Annotated in this window: 20 protein-coding genes; 10 read left to right on the top strand and 10 right to left on the bottom strand. The window is 66.2% G+C overall.

The annotated features are described in order from the left end of the window. The first annotated feature begins 161 nt into the window (after window positions 1–161). Both AWC25_RS00450 and AWC25_RS00445 read left to right on the top strand, forming a co-directional pair. On the top strand, window positions 162–2,135 hold the full coding sequence (locus AWC25_RS00450; RefSeq protein ID WP_085166194.1) for a flavin-containing monooxygenase: 1,974 nt from the start codon (window positions 162–164) through the stop codon (window positions 2,133–2,135). After that, window positions 2,123–3,148: an alcohol dehydrogenase catalytic domain-containing protein gene (locus AWC25_RS00445; RefSeq protein ID WP_085166193.1), complete on the top strand. Its 1,026-nt coding sequence runs from the start codon at window positions 2,123–2,125 to the stop codon at window positions 3,146–3,148. Before AWC25_RS00450 ends, AWC25_RS00445 begins: the two co-directional genes overlap by 13 nt. A 26-nt stretch (window positions 3,149–3,174) precedes the next feature. On the opposite strand, the gene AWC25_RS00440 is transcribed toward AWC25_RS00445, so the two are convergent. Both AWC25_RS00440 and dtd read right to left on the bottom strand, forming a co-directional pair. Then, complete coding sequence (locus tag AWC25_RS00440) at window positions 3,175–4,086, bottom strand: class I SAM-dependent methyltransferase (protein WP_085166192.1); 912 nt, start codon at window positions 4,084–4,086, stop codon at window positions 3,175–3,177. 53 nt (window positions 4,087–4,139) lie between these two features. Continuing rightward, complete coding sequence (gene dtd / locus AWC25_RS00435; protein ID WP_069402674.1) at window positions 4,140–4,571, bottom strand: D-aminoacyl-tRNA deacylase; 432 nt, start codon at window positions 4,569–4,571, stop codon at window positions 4,140–4,142. A gap of 39 nt (window positions 4,572–4,610) precedes the next feature. Between dtd and AWC25_RS00430 the strand changes: the two genes are divergently transcribed. Together AWC25_RS00430 and AWC25_RS00425 are read left to right on the top strand one after the other, a co-directional pair. Next, a complete protein-coding gene (locus AWC25_RS00430; protein WP_069402675.1) occupies window positions 4,611–4,916 on the top strand; it encodes an MTH1187 family thiamine-binding protein in 306 nt (101 codons plus the stop codon). Between the two features lie 35 nt (window positions 4,917–4,951). Continuing rightward, a complete protein-coding gene (locus AWC25_RS00425; RefSeq protein WP_459421651.1) occupies window positions 4,952–6,238 on the top strand; it encodes a competence/damage-inducible protein A in 1,287 nt (428 codons plus the stop codon). Here the strand turns inward: AWC25_RS00425 and AWC25_RS00420 are convergent, their stop codons facing one another. Further along, complete coding sequence (locus AWC25_RS00420; RefSeq protein WP_169717095.1) at window positions 6,239–7,450, bottom strand: MFS transporter; 1,212 nt, start codon at window positions 7,448–7,450, stop codon at window positions 6,239–6,241. 128 nt (window positions 7,451–7,578) lie between these two features. On the opposite strand from AWC25_RS00420, the gene AWC25_RS00415 reads away from it, so the two are divergent. From AWC25_RS00415 to AWC25_RS00405, 3 genes are read left to right on the top strand one after another with little or no spacing between them, the layout of a single operon-like run. Next, window positions 7,579–8,646: an amidohydrolase family protein gene (locus AWC25_RS00415; protein ID WP_085166191.1), complete on the top strand. Its 1,068-nt coding sequence runs from the start codon at window positions 7,579–7,581 to the stop codon at window positions 8,644–8,646. 31 nt (window positions 8,647–8,677) lie between these two features. Next, a complete protein-coding gene (locus AWC25_RS00410; RefSeq protein ID WP_069402678.1) occupies window positions 8,678–8,923 on the top strand; it encodes a ubiquitin family protein in 246 nt (81 codons plus the stop codon). 59 nt (window positions 8,924–8,982) lie between these two features. Next, window positions 8,983–9,381 carry a phage holin family protein gene (locus AWC25_RS00405; RefSeq protein ID WP_085166190.1) on the top strand — a complete coding sequence of 133 codons (399 nt, stop codon included), beginning with the start codon at window positions 8,983–8,985 and terminating at the stop codon, window positions 9,379–9,381. 3 nt (window positions 9,382–9,384) lie between these two features. On the opposite strand, the gene AWC25_RS00400 is transcribed toward AWC25_RS00405, so the two are convergent. After that, a complete protein-coding gene (locus tag AWC25_RS00400) occupies window positions 9,385–10,167 on the bottom strand; it encodes an enoyl-CoA hydratase/isomerase family protein (protein ID WP_085166189.1) in 783 nt (260 codons plus the stop codon). Window positions 10,168–10,415: 248 nt separating this feature from the next. Between AWC25_RS00400 and AWC25_RS00395 the strand changes: the two genes are divergently transcribed. Continuing rightward, on the top strand, window positions 10,416–10,838 hold the full coding sequence (locus tag AWC25_RS00395) for an anti-sigma factor antagonist (protein ID WP_069402681.1): 423 nt from the start codon (window positions 10,416–10,418) through the stop codon (window positions 10,836–10,838). Here AWC25_RS00395 and AWC25_RS00390 read toward each other — a convergent pair. The 4 genes from AWC25_RS00390 to AWC25_RS00375 form a co-directional block, all read right to left on the bottom strand. Next, window positions 10,813–11,793: an FAD-dependent oxidoreductase gene (locus AWC25_RS00390; protein ID WP_211281002.1), complete on the bottom strand. Its 981-nt coding sequence runs from the start codon at window positions 11,791–11,793 to the stop codon at window positions 10,813–10,815. The two genes, AWC25_RS00395 and AWC25_RS00390, sit on opposite strands and share 26 nt — an antisense overlap. A 2-nt stretch (window positions 11,794–11,795) precedes the next feature. Further along, the gene (locus AWC25_RS00385) at window positions 11,796–12,353 is read right to left on the bottom strand and encodes an Rv1352/Rv1906c domain-containing protein (protein ID WP_069402682.1); all 558 of its coding nucleotides are present in this window, start codon (window positions 12,351–12,353) and stop codon (window positions 11,796–11,798) included. A gap of 69 nt (window positions 12,354–12,422) precedes the next feature. Next, the gene (locus tag AWC25_RS00380; RefSeq protein ID WP_085166188.1) at window positions 12,423–12,917 is read right to left on the bottom strand and encodes an SRPBCC family protein; all 495 of its coding nucleotides are present in this window, start codon (window positions 12,915–12,917) and stop codon (window positions 12,423–12,425) included. Then, window positions 12,917–13,558 (bottom strand): nitroreductase family protein, encoded by a 642-nt coding sequence (locus AWC25_RS00375; RefSeq protein ID WP_069402684.1) that lies wholly within the window; start codon window positions 13,556–13,558, stop codon window positions 12,917–12,919. The genes AWC25_RS00380 and AWC25_RS00375 overlap by 1 nt, the downstream gene beginning before the upstream one ends. A gap of 268 nt (window positions 13,559–13,826) precedes the next feature. On the opposite strand from AWC25_RS00375, the gene AWC25_RS00370 reads away from it, so the two are divergent. Continuing rightward, complete coding sequence (locus AWC25_RS00370) at window positions 13,827–14,516, top strand: hypothetical protein (RefSeq protein ID WP_244899434.1); 690 nt, start codon at window positions 13,827–13,829, stop codon at window positions 14,514–14,516. Between the two features lie 6 nt (window positions 14,517–14,522). Here the strand turns inward: AWC25_RS00370 and AWC25_RS00365 are convergent, their stop codons facing one another. Together AWC25_RS00365 and AWC25_RS00360 are read right to left on the bottom strand one after the other, a co-directional pair. Then, window positions 14,523–15,488 carry an NAD(P)H-dependent flavin oxidoreductase gene (locus tag AWC25_RS00365; RefSeq protein ID WP_069402686.1) on the bottom strand — a complete coding sequence of 322 codons (966 nt, stop codon included), beginning with the start codon at window positions 15,486–15,488 and terminating at the stop codon, window positions 14,523–14,525. Then, window positions 15,485–15,877: a tautomerase family protein gene (locus tag AWC25_RS00360; protein ID WP_069402687.1), complete on the bottom strand. Its 393-nt coding sequence runs from the start codon at window positions 15,875–15,877 to the stop codon at window positions 15,485–15,487. Before AWC25_RS00360 ends, AWC25_RS00365 begins: the two co-directional genes overlap by 4 nt. A 91-nt stretch (window positions 15,878–15,968) precedes the next feature. Here AWC25_RS00360 and AWC25_RS00355 point away from each other — a divergent pair, with 91 nt between their 5' ends. Next, window positions 15,969–16,844: a LysR family transcriptional regulator gene (locus tag AWC25_RS00355; protein ID WP_069402688.1), complete on the top strand. Its 876-nt coding sequence runs from the start codon at window positions 15,969–15,971 to the stop codon at window positions 16,842–16,844. The last annotated feature ends 14 nt before the right edge of the window (window positions 16,845–16,858 follow it).

Genomic DNA, 16,858 nt, shown 5'->3' with positions numbered 1-16,858 from the left:
AGGCCAACCCCGCACCAACAGCGTCCATCACCCCGAACAGCTGCTCAGCCCCGACGACGACGACCCTTGATCAGCCCTGTCGGCAGCGGGTAGCGTAGTGCTGCCAATTACGACACGGCTAGTAGCGTAATCGGCCCTCACCCGTCGAAAGGATCGGCTCGATGCGCAGCCCCTATTCCGGCCGCCCTTTCGCCACGCCGACCCCGGAGATCGGGAGGGCGCTAGAGGACGTCAGCATCCCCACGCTGCTGCTGTCGCTCGTGCACATCACCGGTGACCCGCGATTCATCCGCGAGTACAAGCAGATGGGCATCTTCCTCAACGAGGTGCAAGGGTTCATGTCCGAGGAGGACAAAGCCCGCGCCCGCGCCGACGCGCTCACCGTGATCGCCGACTACCGCGACCGCGGCTGCCCCGAGCCCGCACCGCTGGGCCCGGCACTGATCCGGGAGATGCTGGACTGGGCGGCCTGCGAACATGTGCCCGACGACTACCTGCCGCTGGTCTCCGAAGAACTCGACCTGGACGGCCTCGACCCCCGCCGCCCGGCGCCGATACCCGCCGAGCGCGCGGCCGGGCTGCCGGTGCTCGTCGTCGGATGCGGCGAATCCGGTCTGCTGGCCGGCATCCGGCTCAAACAGGCCAACATCTCGTTCACGATCGTCGAAAAGAACGCCGGCCCCGGCGGGACGTGGTGGGAGAACAGCTATCCCGGCGCCCGCGTCGATGTGGCGAACCATTTCTATTGCTACAGCTTCGAACCCAACAACGACTGGTCTCATTTCTTCGCCGAGCAGGATGAACTGCAGCATTACTTCACCGAGGTGATGAACAAGCACGACTTGGCCGAGCACATCCGTTGGAACACCGAGGTTTTGGCCGCCGAGTGGGACGACACCGACGGCAATTGGGCCGTCGCGCTGCGCGGCACCGACGGCCAGACCACCGAACTGCGGGCGCGGGCGCTGATCACCGCCGTCGGCCAGCTCAACCGACCGCAGATCCCCGAATTCGACGGCGCCACAACTTTTGCCGGGCCGTCGTTTCACTCTGCGGCCTGGGATCATTCGGTCGATATCACCGGCAAGCGGGTCGCACTTATCGGTGCGGGCGCCAGCGGCTTTCAGATCGCGCCGGCAATCGCCGGTGACGTCGCACAACTGACCGTGTTCCAGCGAACCGCACAGTGGATGTTCCCGAACGCGATGTACCACGACGAAGTCGGCGACGGCGTGCGCTGGGCACTGCGCCACCTGCCGTTCTACGGACGCTGGTACCGGTTCCTGGTGCTGTGGCCCGGCTCGGACAAAGGCCTGGACGCGGCGGAGGCCGACCCCGACTATCCCGACCAAGACGCGGCGGTCAGCGACATCAATGCCGCCGCGGCGACGATGTTCTCGCAGTGGATCACCGCCCAGGTCGGTGACGACGAGGAACTGTTGGCCAAGGTGCTGCCCGACTACCCCGCCTGCGGCAAACGGACCCTGCAGGACAACGGCAGCTGGCTTAACACCCTACGGCGCGACAATGTCGAACTGGTCCGCACGCCGATCCGGAAAATCACGCCGCACGCGGTGGTGACCGAAGACGGCGTGGCGCATGACGCCGACATCATCGTCTACGCCACCGGGTTTCGGCACACCGAGGTGTTGTGGCCGCTGAAAGTGACCGGACGCAACGGAATCGATCTGCACGAAATGTGGGGGAGTCGACCGTACGCCTATCTGGGCATCACGGTTCCGAACTTCCCCAACTTCTTCATCATCTACGGGCCGGGCACCCACCTCGCCCACGGCGGCAGCCTGATCTTCCAGTCCGAGCTGCAGATGCGCTACATCGATCAGTGCCTGAAGCGGCTGACCGAACCCGATGTGCACTCGATGGAGCCCACGGCCGAGGCCGCCAACGATTGGCATCGACGCACGCAGGAACAGATCAAGAAGATGGTGTGGTCACACCCCGCGGTCAAGCACTCCTACTTCAAGAACGCTGACGGGGAAATTCACACCGTCAGCCCGTGGCGCCTCAACCAGTACTGGGCCGCGGTGCGTGAGCCCGACTGGTCGCAATTCATTGTGCGCCAACGTGATTCGAAGTCGGATCAGAAAGTGAGCACTCCGCAATGCGCACCGTAGTCGTCGACGGCCCCCGCAGCATCCGGGTCGACACCCGCCCTGATCCAGCCCTGCCGGGCGACGACGGCGCGATCATCGAAGTCACCGCCGCGGGCATCTGCGGCTCGGATCTGCATTTCTACGAAGCCGACTTCCCGATTCCCGACCCGATCGCGTTGGGGCACGAAGCAATCGGGACGGTCGTCGATGTCGGCACCGAAGTGCGCACGGTCCGGCCCGGAGATCGGGTGATGGTGTCGTCGGTGACCGGCTGCGGCGCCTGCCCGGGGTGTGCCACCCGCGATCCCGTCATGTGTTACGCCGGCTTCCAGATTTTCGGCGGCGGCTTGCTCGGCGGAGCGCAGGCCGACCTGCTGGCCGTCCCCGCCGCGGATTTCCAGCTGTTGAAGATGCCGGAGGGCATCACCACCGAGCAGGCGCTGCTGCTCACCGACAACTTGCCGACCGGCTGGGCCGCGGCCCAGCGCGCCGACATTCCGCTGGGCGGAACCGTGGCGGTGTTCGGCCTCGGCGCGGTCGGGTTGTGTTCCCTGCGTAGCGCTCAGTTTCAAGGTGCGGCAACCGTTTTCGCCGTCGACCGGGTGGATGGTCGGTTGAACCGTGCCGCCGAGTGGGGGGCCACGCCGATCAAGGCACCGGCGGTCGAGGCCATCCTGGCCGCGACGGGCGGCCGCGGCGCCGATGCCGTGATCGACGCCGTCGCGACCGACGCCTCGCTGACCGATGCGCTCAACGCGGTGCGCCCCGGTGGCACGGTTTCGGTCGTCGGCGTGCACGACATGAATCCGTTTCCGCTCAACGCCTTGGGTTGCCTGATTCGCAGCATCACGCTGCGGATGACCACGGCACCGGTGCAGCGCACCTGGGCAGAGCTGGTGCCGCTGTTGCAGTCCGGGCGCCTCGACGTCGACGGCATCTTCACCACGTCGTTGCCGTTGGACGAGGCGGCCAAGGGCTACGCCGCCGCCGAGGCGCGGTCCGGCGACGATGTCAAGATTCTGCTGACGCCCTAACGGTTTGGACGTCCCGGCGGATCCCGCTACCGGGTCGCGGTGATGTACTGCGAATGCATGAAGGCGTCGATCTTCACGTCGACCTCGGGGGGCGTCAAACCATAGCCGCGCTGCAAATCCAGCGTGGTGCGCACCGGGTCGACCGACCAGCCGTGCGCGGCCAGCCATCCGGCGGGATCACCCTTGGGCTCGTAAGTCAGGGCGGAAAAGTCCACGTTGCCTGACATGTTGACGCCGGGATACTCGCTTTCCAGCGCTGCAAGCCGATCGTGGTCGAGGCGCGATCCCAGTGCGCCGATGGCGATTCGGCTGCCGGGAGCGCTGAGCCCACTGATCCGGGTGAAAAGCGTGTTCTGGGCCTCGTCGGTCAGATACGGCAATATCCCCTCGACCGACCAAGCGCTGGGCATCTCGGTGTCAAAACCGGCCGCCTCCAACGGGCGGGACCAATCGGTGCGCAGGTCGGCGGCGACCTCGACGCGATTGGCCCGCGGCACCGCGCCATGTTCGCCCAGCACTCGCGCCTTGAAATCCAGGACTTTCGGCAGGTCGATTTCGAAAACACTTGTTCCGGAGGGCCATTGAAGTCGGTAGGCCCGCGAGTCCAACCCCGCCGCGACGATTACCGCCTGCCGTATGCCGACCACACCCGCGGAGCCGAAAAAGTCGTCGAAAAATTTCGTCTGCACGCCGTATAACCGCGGAAATGCGGTCTCGTCGTCGTTACTGCCCGGATTGGCAAGCACGTCCGCCAAATACGGGTCTTGCGCGGCTGCGATGAAAACCTTTGCGAACTCGTCTCGCACCAGCGGTCGAGGACTCAGCGCGTGCACGGCGCGCCAACCCGCTACCAGCAACGCGGTATAACCAACGCTGCTGACGATGTCCCACTGGTCGTCATCGGAACGGAGCGAGCCGTATTGGGGCCCAGTGCTCATGGTCGTCCCTCTCTGTAAGCGCCGACAGCACCACGGTACCCGCGGCCGGGCCCTCACAGTTCCAGGAGCACCGTTACCGGCCCGTCGTTGATCAACTCGATTTGCATGTGTGCGCCGAACACGCCGGTCTCGACCACGGCACCCAACCCGCGCAACGCGTCGGCGAACGCAGCGACCAGCGGCTCGGCGACCGCGCCGGGAGCCGCAGCATTCCAGGACGGTCTTCGGCCCTTGGCGGTATCGGCGTACAGCGTGAATTGGCTCACCACCAAGACCGGTGCACCGACGTCTGCCGCGGCCCGCTCATCGGCGAGAATCCGTAGCGTCCATAGCTTTTCGGCAAGGCGTCGGGCCTTGCCAAGGTCGTCGTCGTGGGTCACTCCGACGAACGCGAGCAAACCCTGACCCTGCGGCCTGATGGCGCCGACCATCCGACCATCGACCGTCACCGTTGCCGACGAGACTCGTTGCACCAGAACCCGCATGGCTCGATGCTGCCAAACCGGCCGGGTAGGCTCGCTTCGGTGTCTGTCCTAGTCGCGTTTTCCGTCACTCCGCTGGGCGTGAGCGATGGCGTCAGTGAGCTCGTTGCCGACGCGATTCGCGTGGTGCGGGAGTCCGGTTTGCCGAATGAAACGAATTCGATGTTCACCGTCATCGAGGGCGATACCTGGGACGAGGTCATGGCCGTCGTCCAGCGCGCCGTCGACGTGGTCGCCGCTCGGGCACCCCGGGTCAGCACCGTGATCAAGGTGGACTCGCGCGCCGGTGCCAAGGACGCGATAACGCAGAAGGTGGCGACGGTCGAGCGCCACCTGGCCGAGGGTTAACCCCGCCCGCGCCTTACGCCAGTAGGCTCATGCCGGTGAGCGCACGCGCAGGCATCGTCGTCACCGGAACCGAGGTCCTCACCGGACGAGTCCAGGACAAGAACGGCCCGTGGATCGCCGACCGGCTGCTGGAACTGGGTGTAGAACTCGCCCACATCACGATCTGTGGCGACCGGCCCGCCGACATCGAGGCCCAACTACGTTTCCTGGCCGATCAGGGCGTGGACCTGATCGTCACCAGCGGCGGCCTGGGGCCCACCGCTGACGACATGACCGTCGAGGTGGTGTCCCGCTTCTGTGGCCGTGACCTGGTCCTCGACTCGGAGGTCGAAGGCAAGATCGCGAACATCCTCAAAAGGCTTATGGCGCACTTCGATTCGGAAAGCTTTGAGGCGGTGCGCGCCGCCAACCGTAAGCAGGCGATGATTCCCGCCGGCGCGCAGGTGCTCGATCCGGTGGGCACCGCGCCGGGGGTCGTGGTACCGGGGAAGCCGACGGTGATCGTGCTTCCCGGCCCGCCGCGCGAGCTGCAGCCGATGTGGCACAAGGCCATCCAGACTCCCGCGGCTCAGCAGGCGATCGCCGGCCGCACGATCTACCGTCAGGAAACCCTGCGGATGTTCGGGCTGCCCGAGTCGGGGCTGGCCGAGACGCTGCGTGACGCCGAACGCGCCGTACCGGGATTCGAGTCGCTGGAAATCACCACCTGCCTACGCCGCGGCGAGATCGAAATGGTCACCCGCTACGAACCGGCCGCGTCGGAGGCTTATGCCCGGCTGACGCAGCTGATGCGGGACCGGCACGGCCAGCAGCTGTATTCCGAGGACGGCTCGCAGGTCGACGACGTGGTCGCCCGTCTACTGGCCGGCCGCCGGATCGCGACCGCGGAGTCCTGCACCGCCGGGTTGGTCGCCGCCCGGCTCACCGACCGGCCCGGCTCTTCGGACTACGTGATGGGCGGCGTCGTGAGCTATTCCAACGAGGCCAAGATCGGATTGCTCGGCGTCGACCCCGCACTGATCGAGGCCCACGGCGCGGTGTCGGAACCGGTGGCCGAGGCGATGGCGGCGGGTGCCGCCCGGCGCTTCGACGCCGATACCGCCGTCGCGATCACCGGTATCGCCGGACCCGGCGGGGGAACCCCGGACAAGCCGGTGGGGACGGTCTGCTTCACCGTGCGCCTCGGCGGCCCCGGCAGCGCGGACCAGATAGTCACCCGCACGTTGCGACTGCCCGGCAATCGCTCCGACATCCGGGAACGCTCGACGACGGTCGCGATGCACATGCTGCGCCGGGCGCTGAGCGGCGAAGCTGCGGTGTGATCAGCGCACTTCTGTTGGCAGAAAGACGGTTTCCTTCGTTCCGAAGCGGATCCCGGTCGCGTCCTTGCCGATCAGGGTCAAAAACCCCACGGCCAGGAACACCGGCACGATCGTGGCGGCCAACGCGAACGGATAACCATGCGACTCCGCCAGGCGCTCCTGGATCGGCAGGTTGAACGCGGCGAGCAGGTTGCCGAGCTGGTAAGTGACACCGGGGTAGAGGCCGCGGATGGCATCCGGCGACATCTCGGTGAGGTGCGCGGGGATCACGCCCCAGGCGCCCTGCACGCAGACCTGCATCAAGAACGAGCCAAGGCACAACATCGCCGCGGTCCGGGAAAAGGCGAACATCGGCACGATCGGCAGCCCCAGCAGCGCGCAGAAGATCACCGTGTAGCGGCGACTGAATCGCTGCGACAACGAGCCGAAGAACAGCCCGCCGATGATGGCACCGACGTTGTACACCACCACAATCCACTTGACCGTCACCGGATCCAGGCCGGCCCCGTGGTTGGCCGTGGAACTCAGGAAGGTGGGGTAGACATCCTGCGTGCCGTGGCTCATCCAGTTGAAGGCGGTCATCAGCAACACCAGGTAGATGAAGCGGCGGATGATCGCGCGGTCGCGCAGCACGTCGCGGATCCTGGTGTTGGTGAGCTTCATTTGGTCCTGGGCGGCTTCCCACACCTCGGACTCCCGCACCCGGTACCGGATGATCAGGCTGATCAGCGCGGGGATGATGGACAGCCCGAACAGCCAGCGCCACGACAGACCCAGCCAGTCCAACACCACCAGGGAGCTCAGACTCGCCAGCAGGTAGCCGAGCGCGTAGCCCTCCTGCAGCAGCCCGGAGAAGAACCCGCGCCGTTCGACGGGAACCTTCTCCATGGCCAACGCGGCGCCCAGGCCCCATTCGCCGCCCATGCCCAGGCCATACAACAGTCGCAGGATCACCAGGACGGTGAAGTTGGGCGCGAACGCGCACAGGAAGCCGACCACCGAGTAAAAGATCACGTCGACCATCAGCGGGGTCCGCCGGCCGACTCGGTCGGCCCACAGCCCGAACAACAACGCGCCCACCGGGCGCATCATCAGGGTCGCCGTCGTGATGAACGCGACTTCGGCCTTGCTGTGGTGGAAGGTCTTTGCGATGTCGGCGTAGACGAACACCACGATGAAGTAATCGAAGGCGTCCATCGTCCAACCGAGCATTGCCGCGATGAACGAATTGCGTTGATCGGCATTGATCTTTTCTCGTGTCACCAAAGCATCCTGGCGCAGACTGCGCGTCGGCGCGAGCCGGTTCCGCGGTGAAAACAGCAAGAGTAAGTTCCCGATACATGCGGATTATCGACGCCGACGGACACGTCGCCGAAAACTCGTCGTTGGCGATCGAAGCAATCAAACGCTGGCCCGACGGCATCAAGCCCAGCACGGACCGGCGGCGGCGACTGATGATCGAAGGCCGCAACTATCCGGAGGATCGCGGGCCGGGCGCGGGTTGCCCGCCCGAGCACGGAATCAGCAAGTCGCCCAACATCAATTGTTCGTCGCCCGCCGGGGTGCTCAGTGACGCCGATCGCGATCACATCGACACCATGGTGTTGTATCCCAGCCTCGGGTTGTGCGCGCCGAGCCTGGAAGACCCGCAGTTCGCCGCGGGATTTGCCCGCCTCTACAACCAATGGATCGCCGACTACTGCGCCTCGTCCAACGGTCGGTTGCGGGGCGTGGCGGTGACCCCGGTCGAACACGGGCGGCTGGCCATCGACGTCATGACCGAGGCCAAGGAGCTCGGCCTGGTGGCCACGCTCGTCCCGCCGGCGCTGAAGACCCGCAACCTCGACCATCCAGATCTCGACCCGTTCTATGCCGCCGCCGTAGACCTGCAGATGCCGCTGGGCATTCACGGCGCCCCGGGTATCCACCTCCCGAAGATCGGCGTCGACCGCTTCACCAACTACATCCAGGTGCACTGCATCAGCTTCCCGTTCGACCAGATGACGGCGATGACCGCGATGGTGTCCGGGGGTGTCTTCGAACGCCATCCCCGCTTGCGGGTGGCATTCCTCGAGGCCGGCGCGGGCTGGGTCCCGTTCTTCATCGATCGTTTGCACGAGCATTACGAGAAGCGCGGGGATTGGGTTGAGCACGGTTGGCGGCGCGATCCGCATGAATACCTTTCGGCGGGCAATATCTTCGTGACGTGCGAGCCGGAAGAGCCGATCCTGCCCGGGGTGATCGACGTGCTGGGCGATGACTTCATCATGTTCGCCAGCGACTATCCGCATTGGGACGGCGAGTGGCCGGAGAGCACCAAGCACCTGCGCACCCGTGCGGACATCAGCGAAGATGCGCGAGAAAAAATCGGTGGCCGCAACGCGCAGCGGTTCTACGGGTTGAATTAGGTTCCTGGGATTCTTCGGAAGGCGACAATCTATGACTGACAAATGGTTCTCCGACATCAGTTCGCCGGGACAATTGACCCTCGCTGACCTGTGCGACCAGATTGAGGAGAAAATCCACGTCAACGCGGACAACCAGAAACCGCCGGCGGAGTTTCCCGATTGGCAGTCATGCCTGGCGGACCGGGACGCGACGATTTCCAAGTTGAGCGCGGCCGTGGTCAACCTTTGCCAGATGGTGAAGCATCTGGCGTCGGAGGGGCAGCGCGGCAACGGTTAGCCGCAGCCGTCCAGCCGAGCCGGCTGTCCGGTGCGCACCCGCAATGGAAGGATCGGGGCATGAAGGCGTTCCTGCTTCGCGCCGTGGTGACCGGGTTTGCGCTTTGGTTGGTCACAAAGTTCGTTCCTGGGATCACGTTCGTCGGCGGTGACACTAAGCTGCAGCGGGCCGGCATCATCTTCGTCGTCGCGGTGATCTTCGGTCTGGTCAATGCCTTCATCAAGCCGATCGTCCAGATCCTGTCGATCCCGCTCTACATTCTCACGCTCGGGTTGTTCCACATCGTGGTCAATGCGCTGATGTTATGGATCACCGCCCAGATCACCGAGCACACCACGCAGTGGGGATTGGCGATCGACCATTTCTGGTGGACGACGATCTGGGCCGCCATCCTGTTGTCGATCGTCAGCTGGTTGTTGTCCATGGTTGTCGGCGACGTCAACCGCCGCGCCCGCTGACGTTCACCGCGCCTGCCACCGCGGTGGTCGCTTCTCGGCGAAGGCGCGCGGACCTTCCTTCGCGTCCTCGGTCTCGAAAACCCGGTCGCTGTGCCGTGTTTCGTTGTCGTAGGCGGCGTCGAGGTCCAGCGCCAAGCCCTCGACGGCCGACTGCTTGGTCGCAAATACCGCCAGCGGCGCGTTGGCCGCGATGCGCTCTGCGTAGCCATAAGCGACATCCATCAACCGCTCCGGCGGGACCACCCGGTTGAGCAACCCCATCGCCAGAGCGCGTTGGGCGTCCACCATGTCGGCGGTCAACAGCAACTCCATCGCCAACGCGTAGGGGATTTGGCGCGGCAGTCGCACCGTGCTGCCGCCGCCGGCGAACAGCCCCCGCTTGGGTTCCATCACCGCGAACCGCGCCGAGGGCACAGCGACACGAATGTCGGTGCAGCCCAACATCTCGAAGCCGCCCGCGACGCAGGTGCCGTTCACCGCGGCGATGATCGGTTTGTACACCGGAAACCGGTGCAGCACCGCATGGATGGCGTCCAGCGCATCCCACCTGTCGGGCCTGGGCAGGTCCCCGGTGAGTTCCGGAATGAACTTTTTCAGATCGGCGCCGGTGCAGAAATCCCGTCCCACACCGGTGACAACGGCAACCCAGGCGCTTTCGTCGTCGCGAAAGTCGGCCCACGCGTGTGCCAAATCGCGGAAATGTTCCATGTCCAGCGAGTTACGTGTCTCGGGGCGGTTGATGGTAATGGTGGCGATGTGAGCGTTAAGCGCGTAATCAATGCTCACGTATGCTCCACCGGCTCGGCCTTCGTTGCTACCGTTCCTGAAATAGTAAGGGTCTCAGTGCCCTTCGACTGTGCGCGGCCGCGCGAAATTCGGCAATTTGCGCAATTCATGCCCCGGATTGCCAATTCCACATATGCTTAGCAGCGACGTGAAAACCGGCGGGGGTCGGTTTGACGACAACCCTGCCGGCCTAATCGGGATACGGACGGCGTCGCCCGAACTGCCTACGACGACGGGATGTCGCGAAGATGGACACTGCCGCGAGGGGAATTTCTCCGCCCCACAACGGACACCCCCATGCTGGTGATGCACCAAGTGGTTTGCGCGCCGTCACCGAGCGGGCGGGTTCTTCGGTGGTCATCACCGTCGGCGGCGACATCGATGCGAGTAACGAGCGAACCTGGCAGGACCTGCTGAGCCGCAGCGCCGCCGAAGCCGTCGCGCCGGGTCCGATCGTCATCGACGTTCGCGAGCTCGACTTCATGGGTTCGTGCGGGTACGCCGCGCTGGCGCACCAGGCGGTGCAGTGCCGCAACCGCGGGATTGCGCTGCGGCTGGTCACCCACCAGCCCGTGATGGCCCGAACCATCGCCGCATGCGGTCTGCGCCGGTTGCTGCCGACCTACACCACCGTCGAAACGGCTCTCACGCCGGTCGGCGAGCAGGGCTGACGAGGCGCACCACCTCGTGCGCGCACCCCCAGGACAGGGTCACACCGTTGCCGCCGTGGCCGTAGTTGTGGATGCAGCGCGCCGGGCCGAGCGTCTCGACCTCCAGTCGCACCCTCGGCCGGCCGGGCCGTAACCCGGTGATCGTTTCGATGACCTCGGCGCTGCGCAGCCTCGGTTCGATCCGGCGGCAACGCTCGAGGATGCGATCGGTGATGTCGGGTTCGGGGGTGGTATCCCAGCGATCCGCGATGCTGATCCCGCCACAGACCACCCGCTGCGGGTGCGGAAAGAAGCAGACCCACTCCGGACCGGCGTTGATCTCCAAAAACAATTGCTGCAGACCAGGATTCGCGAGCACTACGTGCTGACCGAACAACGGTCGCACCGTGTCGTCACCGGCCAGGGTGCGCGCGCCGAGCCCCGTGCAGTTGATGACGACGGGGGCGACGTCGGCGGCCTCGGATAGCGACCGCACCGGATGTTCCTCGATCTCGCATCCGGCCGCGGCAAGTCGGCGGGTGAGGTAGTCCAGATAGTGCGGCATGTCGATCATCGGCACGGTGGCGCGGAAACCCATTTCGTGGCCGTCCGGCAGTTCGGCGGGCTCGGCGGGCCGAAGTTCCGGGATCAACCGCGCGGCCGACGACATCGCCTCGGTGGCGCTCAATTGACCGACGCTCAGCGCCGGCGCCAAACGCACCCCGGTGTCGGGTTCGGCGGCGAGTTGGCGAAATACGCCGAGTGAGATCTCGGTCCACCCCGGGGTCTCGACGGCACGCTCGGCGGGGCGCGGCGGAGCCCATACCGCACCCGCGACGACGGACGTGGTCTGTTGGGGGGGTGCGGCCGTCCAGATCCGCACCGGCCATCCGGCTTCGGCCAGGCACAGCGCCGATGTCAACCCGCTGACCCCGGCCCCGACGACGATGATCTGCTCGCGGGAGCCGTCGGCCACGATCAGGTACCGGGTACGCGCTGTCCGTGCGGCGCGAGCAGCCCGTTGAGACCCCCGATGAGGCCCTGAACCTGGGCGCCGGCGACCGGACCGGAGACGTCCGGGGGCGGTGTGGCGTCCGGGGTCAGCTGCCAGGGCTGGCAACCGTCGGTCTTAAACGCCTTGTCCGTCGGCTCGATCCGAACGATCTGTGGTTTTTTGGTGAGCGAGTTGTCGATCAGGGCGCCGTCCGGGTTGGACGTCCGCTTCCAATAGCAGGTGCCGTCGCCGACGGGGCCGGCGCTGCTGTAGATGCCGGGCACGATGTCGGTGCCCACCGCGTACAGGCCGTCCTTGTCCATCACCGTCTTCGGCGCCGGGGGTGCCGGTGAGGCACCGGGTGACGGTGACGCGGACGGCGCGGGTGCCGGCGAGGCCGCCGGGGACGGGGACGCCGCCGGGCCGGGGGCCGGTCCTCGTGTTTCGTCCGGGTCGGCATTGGCAACGACCGCGGACGCCGCCCAGCCCGCGACCAGCAGACCCGCAACCGCACACCGTGTCGCAGTCGGTTTTCCACCCATAGAAATCGAGGGTACCGAGTCGAGAACCCAATTCATACCGGTGTGAAATCCGTCGGGCGGCGCCGACCGTCAGTTGAGCCGCCGCACCTTGCCCGCGTAGCCGAGCGCGTGCTCGTAGGTCTGCAGGTTGTCCCGGGAAATCTTCGCGTGTACCGGGCGTTCGAGGAAAAACCGCAGCACCGGGTTGTAGGCGTGATAGGTCTCGTGAAACGTCAGCACAGTAGTGCCGTCCGGCTGCTCCTCGAGCTGGTGGTAGCCCTCGGCGCGGGACCAGAGCGGGGCGCCGACGGCCACATATCGCGACAGCTTGTTCAGCTCGGCCTCGATCACCGTTTCCCAGGATCGGGCCCGGCCGCCGGTCAGCAGGTACTTGGGAACCTCGAAGATGCAGGTGCGCACCAGGCCCTCACCGGCTTCGTTGCCCTCGTTGAGGATCTCCATGCTGCCGGTCGGCCAGGTGAGTACCCGCGGCCGCGGGGCGTTCGGCGGCGCCGGCGGGTGCAGCACTCGCCACACTTTGCGCGGCGGCGCGTCGATGTGGAATCGCACGGTGTAGGACTGCATCAGGGTTCTCCAACCGTCTGTTTCCAGGTATCCCAAAACGTGATGGTCTGTGCGGGCGGCCGCTTGGCCGGGCGGAAGTCGGTGCCGATCGTGTAGGCGACTGGGAACAGCGCCGCCTGCGTAACGGTCGGCGGAATGCCGAGCAGCTCGGCAACCTCGCGCTCCTTGAACAGATGCATCGTGGTCCACACCGACCCCAACCCGCGCGAGCGCAACGCGAGCAAAAAGCTCCAGCCGGCCGGGATGATCGAGGCCCATGCGGCGGCGGCAATGCCGGGTTCGGCGGTGTCGATGCGCTGGGTGAGACAGGGGATGACGTGTACCGGGACCTGGGCCAGGGTGTCGGTCAGGGTCATCGCGCTCTGGTACACGCGCCGCGTCTGGGGGTCGGCCGCGGTGTCGGCTGCCTGCGCCAGATATTGGGCGCCGATGCCACGGTAGATCTCGGCGATCGCCGCCCGCTTGTCCGGATCGGTGATCACCAACCAGCGCCAGTCCTGCGAGTTGCTGGCCGTGGGTGCCTGCATCGCCAGCCGGATGCACTCCAGGATGACGTCGCGACCGACCGGACGGGTCAGGTCAAGGCGTTTACGAACCGACCGCGTAGTGCTCAGCAGCTCGTCGACGGTGGCGATGTCCATTGGTTCCTTCCGGACGCCCGGCTCGTGGTCGATGGCCTCGTCACCGGGCGCTCCGGCACGTTGAGCCTTGGCATCACCGAACTCCTGCCCGCAAAGGACGGTACCGAGTCGAGCAAACCAGATGCTCGAGTCGACTGTCTAGGTCGTTCACCTCGGCCAATTGCGCCTGGGCTGCACCGGGCCTGGACGCCCGCAACCGGCGGCGTTACGGTCCGTGCAGCGGCCTGCAGCCCGGCGCCGCCGATTGGGAGGTTTGTGCGTGCTGTTCATGCACGAATTGCACACGGTGCGCGGCCGCAAGGAGGACGAATTCGAGGCGGCGTTCCGCGACGCGTGGATGCCGTTGCTCGGCCGCGGCGACGACGCCCGGTTGCTGTGGTACGCCAACCAGGCACATGGCAGCGGGCCCGCGTACACCGTCGTGACCGTCACCGCCGTGCGCGACGGAGCGGCGTGGGAACGGGTGAACCTGCGGGTACAAAAGGGTGATCTGCAGGATTGGCTGCATCACATCGATGAGCTGCGCCACGAGGTCGACGCGAAGCTGCTGATGCCGCTGCCCTGGTCGCCGCTGCATGACGTGGCGCTCCACGAGATTCCGGTTGACGGCCGCGAACACGAGATGACGCTGTACATGGAAGACACGATGTGGCCGTACGAGGACAAGTTCGACGAATACATCGTCCGCTGTGGCGAGGTGTATGCGAAGAGTTTGGAAGCACCGTCGTCGATGCTGAGCATGCACGCCGCGTTCCAGCCCGCCCTCGGCAGTCACGTGCGGCGCGAGGTCATCCTGATGCAGCGGATCAGCCGGCCCGACGCACTGCTCGATTTGCTGCGCAGTCACATCCCCGCCGAGTACCGCGCTCCCGGCACCTGGATGTACGACGCCCTGGACTTGCGGGACCAGTGGACGAGCCGGTTGCTGCGCACCTCCGAATGGTCGCCGCTGTACTGAGTTTCGTCAGCTCGTCCAGCTCAAAATGCGCGCCGCGTCGTGCGCCATGTCACGGACGATGTCCGCGGCCGGGCGGACCTCACGCACCAGCCCGATCGCTTCGCCGACGAGGATCGCGGCCGCATCGAAATCCTCTGCCGCGACGGCGTTTTGGAAAGTCTTCACGGCCTCCGGCAGAGCTGCCGACAGCTGCTGCTCGTTGCCATGCCAGGTGTCGAGGAAGCCGTTGCGCAGCGCCCGAGCGTTGTAGTCATCGGGCCAATCAAGTTGTCGCACAACGTCGTACACGCAGGTGCGAACGGTGTCGTCGCCGGTGGCGGCGACCGCCCGCTGGTGGGCGCGCGCCGAGACCAAGGCCTCCTGGCTCGCCCAGAGCCGGGTGCCGACCAGCGCGCCGTCCGCGCCCAGCGCCAACGCCGCGGCCAGACCGCGGCCGTCGGCGATACCGCCGGCGGCCACCACGAGCGTGTCGGGGGACCGGGCGGAGGTCAGGTCGACGACGTCGGGCACCAAGGTGAACGTGGAACGCGCGGTCATTCCGTGCCCGCCGGCCTCGCCACCTTGCGCCGCGATGACGTCGGCCCCGGTGTCCACCGCGCGTCGCGCGTGGTCGAGGGTCTGCACTTGGGCGATGAGCGGAACTCCCGCCTGGTGAATGCGTTCGGCGAACGCTCCAAAATCGCCGAACGACAGCATGATTGCCGCGGGTTTGCGCTCCAGCACCTGATCGAGCAGTCCGGGGTTGCGGGCCAGGCTCCAGGTGATGAAGCCGCATCCCACTCGTGCCGACCCGGCCCGGTCGAATTCGCGTTGCAACCACTCGGCGTTGCCGTAACCGCCGCCGATCAGGCCAAGCCCACCGGCGTGGCTCACCGCGGCCGCGAGCTCGCCCCCGGAAGCCAGGGCCATCGGCGCCAGCAAAATCGGGTGCTCGATGCCTAAGCGGCTGGTGAGCCGGGTCGCTGCGCTCATTGCAGTTCCCCGGTCAAAAACTGCGCCCGGCCGTGGCCGAAAGACCAGTCCTCGTCGCCGTTTTCGGTGATCGACACGATCAGATCGGCCGGGTCCAGCCCGCAGTTCTCGGCCAGATTCGTGGCCAGCAGCTCGTAGAACTTTTCCTTCATCGCCCGGGTGCGCTGTCTGCTCACCACATGCACCACGGCCAGCTTTTCCGTGCGGTCGATGCCCAGACCGGTGTCCCAGGCCACCATCTCGTGCCTCGAATGAGTGCGCACGACCTGGTAGCGATCGCGTGGGGGCACGCCGAACGCCTCAACCACGGCGTCGTGGACAGCGTCTTGTAGGTCGCGAACCTCGGTGGGCGTGCGTCCCTCGATGAGGTCGATGTAGATGAGCGGCACCGTCTCTCCTTTTGTTGCGTCGACTACGACGGTAGAACCACCTCCATGCGGCTGTGAAATGCCTGTCAGCACGCATCTATGCTTGTCAGACATGGGTGTACTGGACGGCGGCCGCATCGAGTTGCGGCACCTGCGCGCGTTCGAAGCGGTGGCGCGGCTGCAGTCCTTCACCCACGCCGCCGCGGAACTGGCGATCACCCAGCCGGCACTGAGCCGCACCATCCAGCAGTTAGAGGACGCGCTCGGCGTCACGCTGCTGGATCGGAGCTCGCGCCACGTCGAGATGACGCGCGCCGGGCGAACCTTTTTCGGCCACGTCGAACGAGTCCTTGCCGAACTCGAACGCGGCGTGGCCGCACTCCGACGGGAGGCAAGTATTCGCCTGGGATTCAGTTGGCTGTTGCCCGACCCGTGGGCGCAGGACACGGTTGCCCGCTTCGAACACGACACCAAAACGACGGTCAGCCTGGTACGCACCGACGACGCGCTGAGCGCGGTGCAGCAGGGCAAGGTCGACGTTGCGGTCGTGCGCGGTCAGGTAACCGCTACCGCCCTGCGGGTGGTGCACTTGTTCGACGAGACCCGGGTCGCGGTGTGTTCGGTGCATTCCCGCCTGGCCGAAAGGTCGGAGTTGGATTGGGCCGAAGTCCCGCGCTGGCCGCTGGTGGTCAACGTGGCCAGCGGCACCACCGGTCCGTGGTCGTGGCCCCCGGGAGCAGGGCCGAAAACCGTTGTGGAGACCTCGAATTTCGACGAATGGATCGAGTCGGTCGCCGCCGACCGCGGCATCGGCGTGATTCCCGACGTCGCCATCCGGCGCAACATTCACCCCGGCGTGCGGTTCATCACCTTGCGGGGTGCGCCGCAGAGCGCGGTGGCGCTGGCATTTCTGCCGCGCGCTCGCAATGCCCAGTTGCGCCGCTTCGTCGCGGCGGCCGTGGCCAGCGCGGCCGCCGAGAGCACCTGAGCTAGCACCTGAGC

Source organism: Mycobacterium sherrisii (genome assembly GCF_002102355.1).
Classification (GTDB): Bacteria; Actinomycetota; Actinomycetes; order Mycobacteriales; family Mycobacteriaceae; genus Mycobacterium; species Mycobacterium sherrisii.
This window is presented reverse-complemented; position numbering and strand designations above follow the sequence as displayed.

What these genes read in the sequence shown, in the direction of transcription:
- AWC25_RS00440 (WP_085166192.1), bottom strand. Translation starts at nt 4,086, where the DNA reads ATGAGCACTGGGCCCCAATACGGCTCGCTCCGTTCCGATGACGACCAG.
- AWC25_RS00445 (WP_085166193.1), top strand. Translation starts at nt 2,123, where the DNA reads ATGCGCACCGTAGTCGTCGACGGCCCCCGCAGCATCCGGGTCGACACC.
- AWC25_RS00420 (WP_169717095.1), bottom strand. Translation starts at nt 7,450, where the DNA reads ATGCTCGGTTGGACGATGGACGCCTTCGATTACTTCATCGTGGTGTTC.
- AWC25_RS00355 (WP_069402688.1), top strand. Translation starts at nt 15,969, where the DNA reads ATGGGTGTACTGGACGGCGGCCGCATCGAGTTGCGGCACCTGCGCGCG.
- AWC25_RS00380 (WP_085166188.1), bottom strand. Translation starts at nt 12,917, where the DNA reads ATGCAGTCCTACACCGTGCGATTCCACATCGACGCGCCGCCGCGCAAA.
- AWC25_RS00375 (WP_069402684.1), bottom strand. Translation starts at nt 13,558, where the DNA reads ATGGACATCGCCACCGTCGACGAGCTGCTGAGCACTACGCGGTCGGTT.
- AWC25_RS00405 (WP_085166190.1), top strand. Translation starts at nt 8,983, where the DNA reads ATGAAGGCGTTCCTGCTTCGCGCCGTGGTGACCGGGTTTGCGCTTTGG.
- AWC25_RS00370 (WP_244899434.1), top strand. Translation starts at nt 13,827, where the DNA reads ATGCACGAATTGCACACGGTGCGCGGCCGCAAGGAGGACGAATTCGAG.
- AWC25_RS00385 (WP_069402682.1), bottom strand. Translation starts at nt 12,353, where the DNA reads ATGGGTGGAAAACCGACTGCGACACGGTGTGCGGTTGCGGGTCTGCTG.
- AWC25_RS00395 (WP_069402681.1), top strand. Translation starts at nt 10,416, where the DNA reads ATGGACACTGCCGCGAGGGGAATTTCTCCGCCCCACAACGGACACCCC.
- AWC25_RS00365 (WP_069402686.1), bottom strand. Translation starts at nt 15,488, where the DNA reads ATGAGCGCAGCGACCCGGCTCACCAGCCGCTTAGGCATCGAGCACCCG.
- AWC25_RS00450 (WP_085166194.1), top strand. Translation starts at nt 162, where the DNA reads ATGCGCAGCCCCTATTCCGGCCGCCCTTTCGCCACGCCGACCCCGGAG.
- AWC25_RS00415 (WP_085166191.1), top strand. Translation starts at nt 7,579, where the DNA reads ATGCGGATTATCGACGCCGACGGACACGTCGCCGAAAACTCGTCGTTG.
- dtd (WP_069402674.1), bottom strand. Translation starts at nt 4,571, where the DNA reads ATGCGGGTTCTGGTGCAACGAGTCTCGTCGGCAACGGTGACGGTCGAT.
- AWC25_RS00410 (WP_069402678.1), top strand. Translation starts at nt 8,678, where the DNA reads ATGACTGACAAATGGTTCTCCGACATCAGTTCGCCGGGACAATTGACC.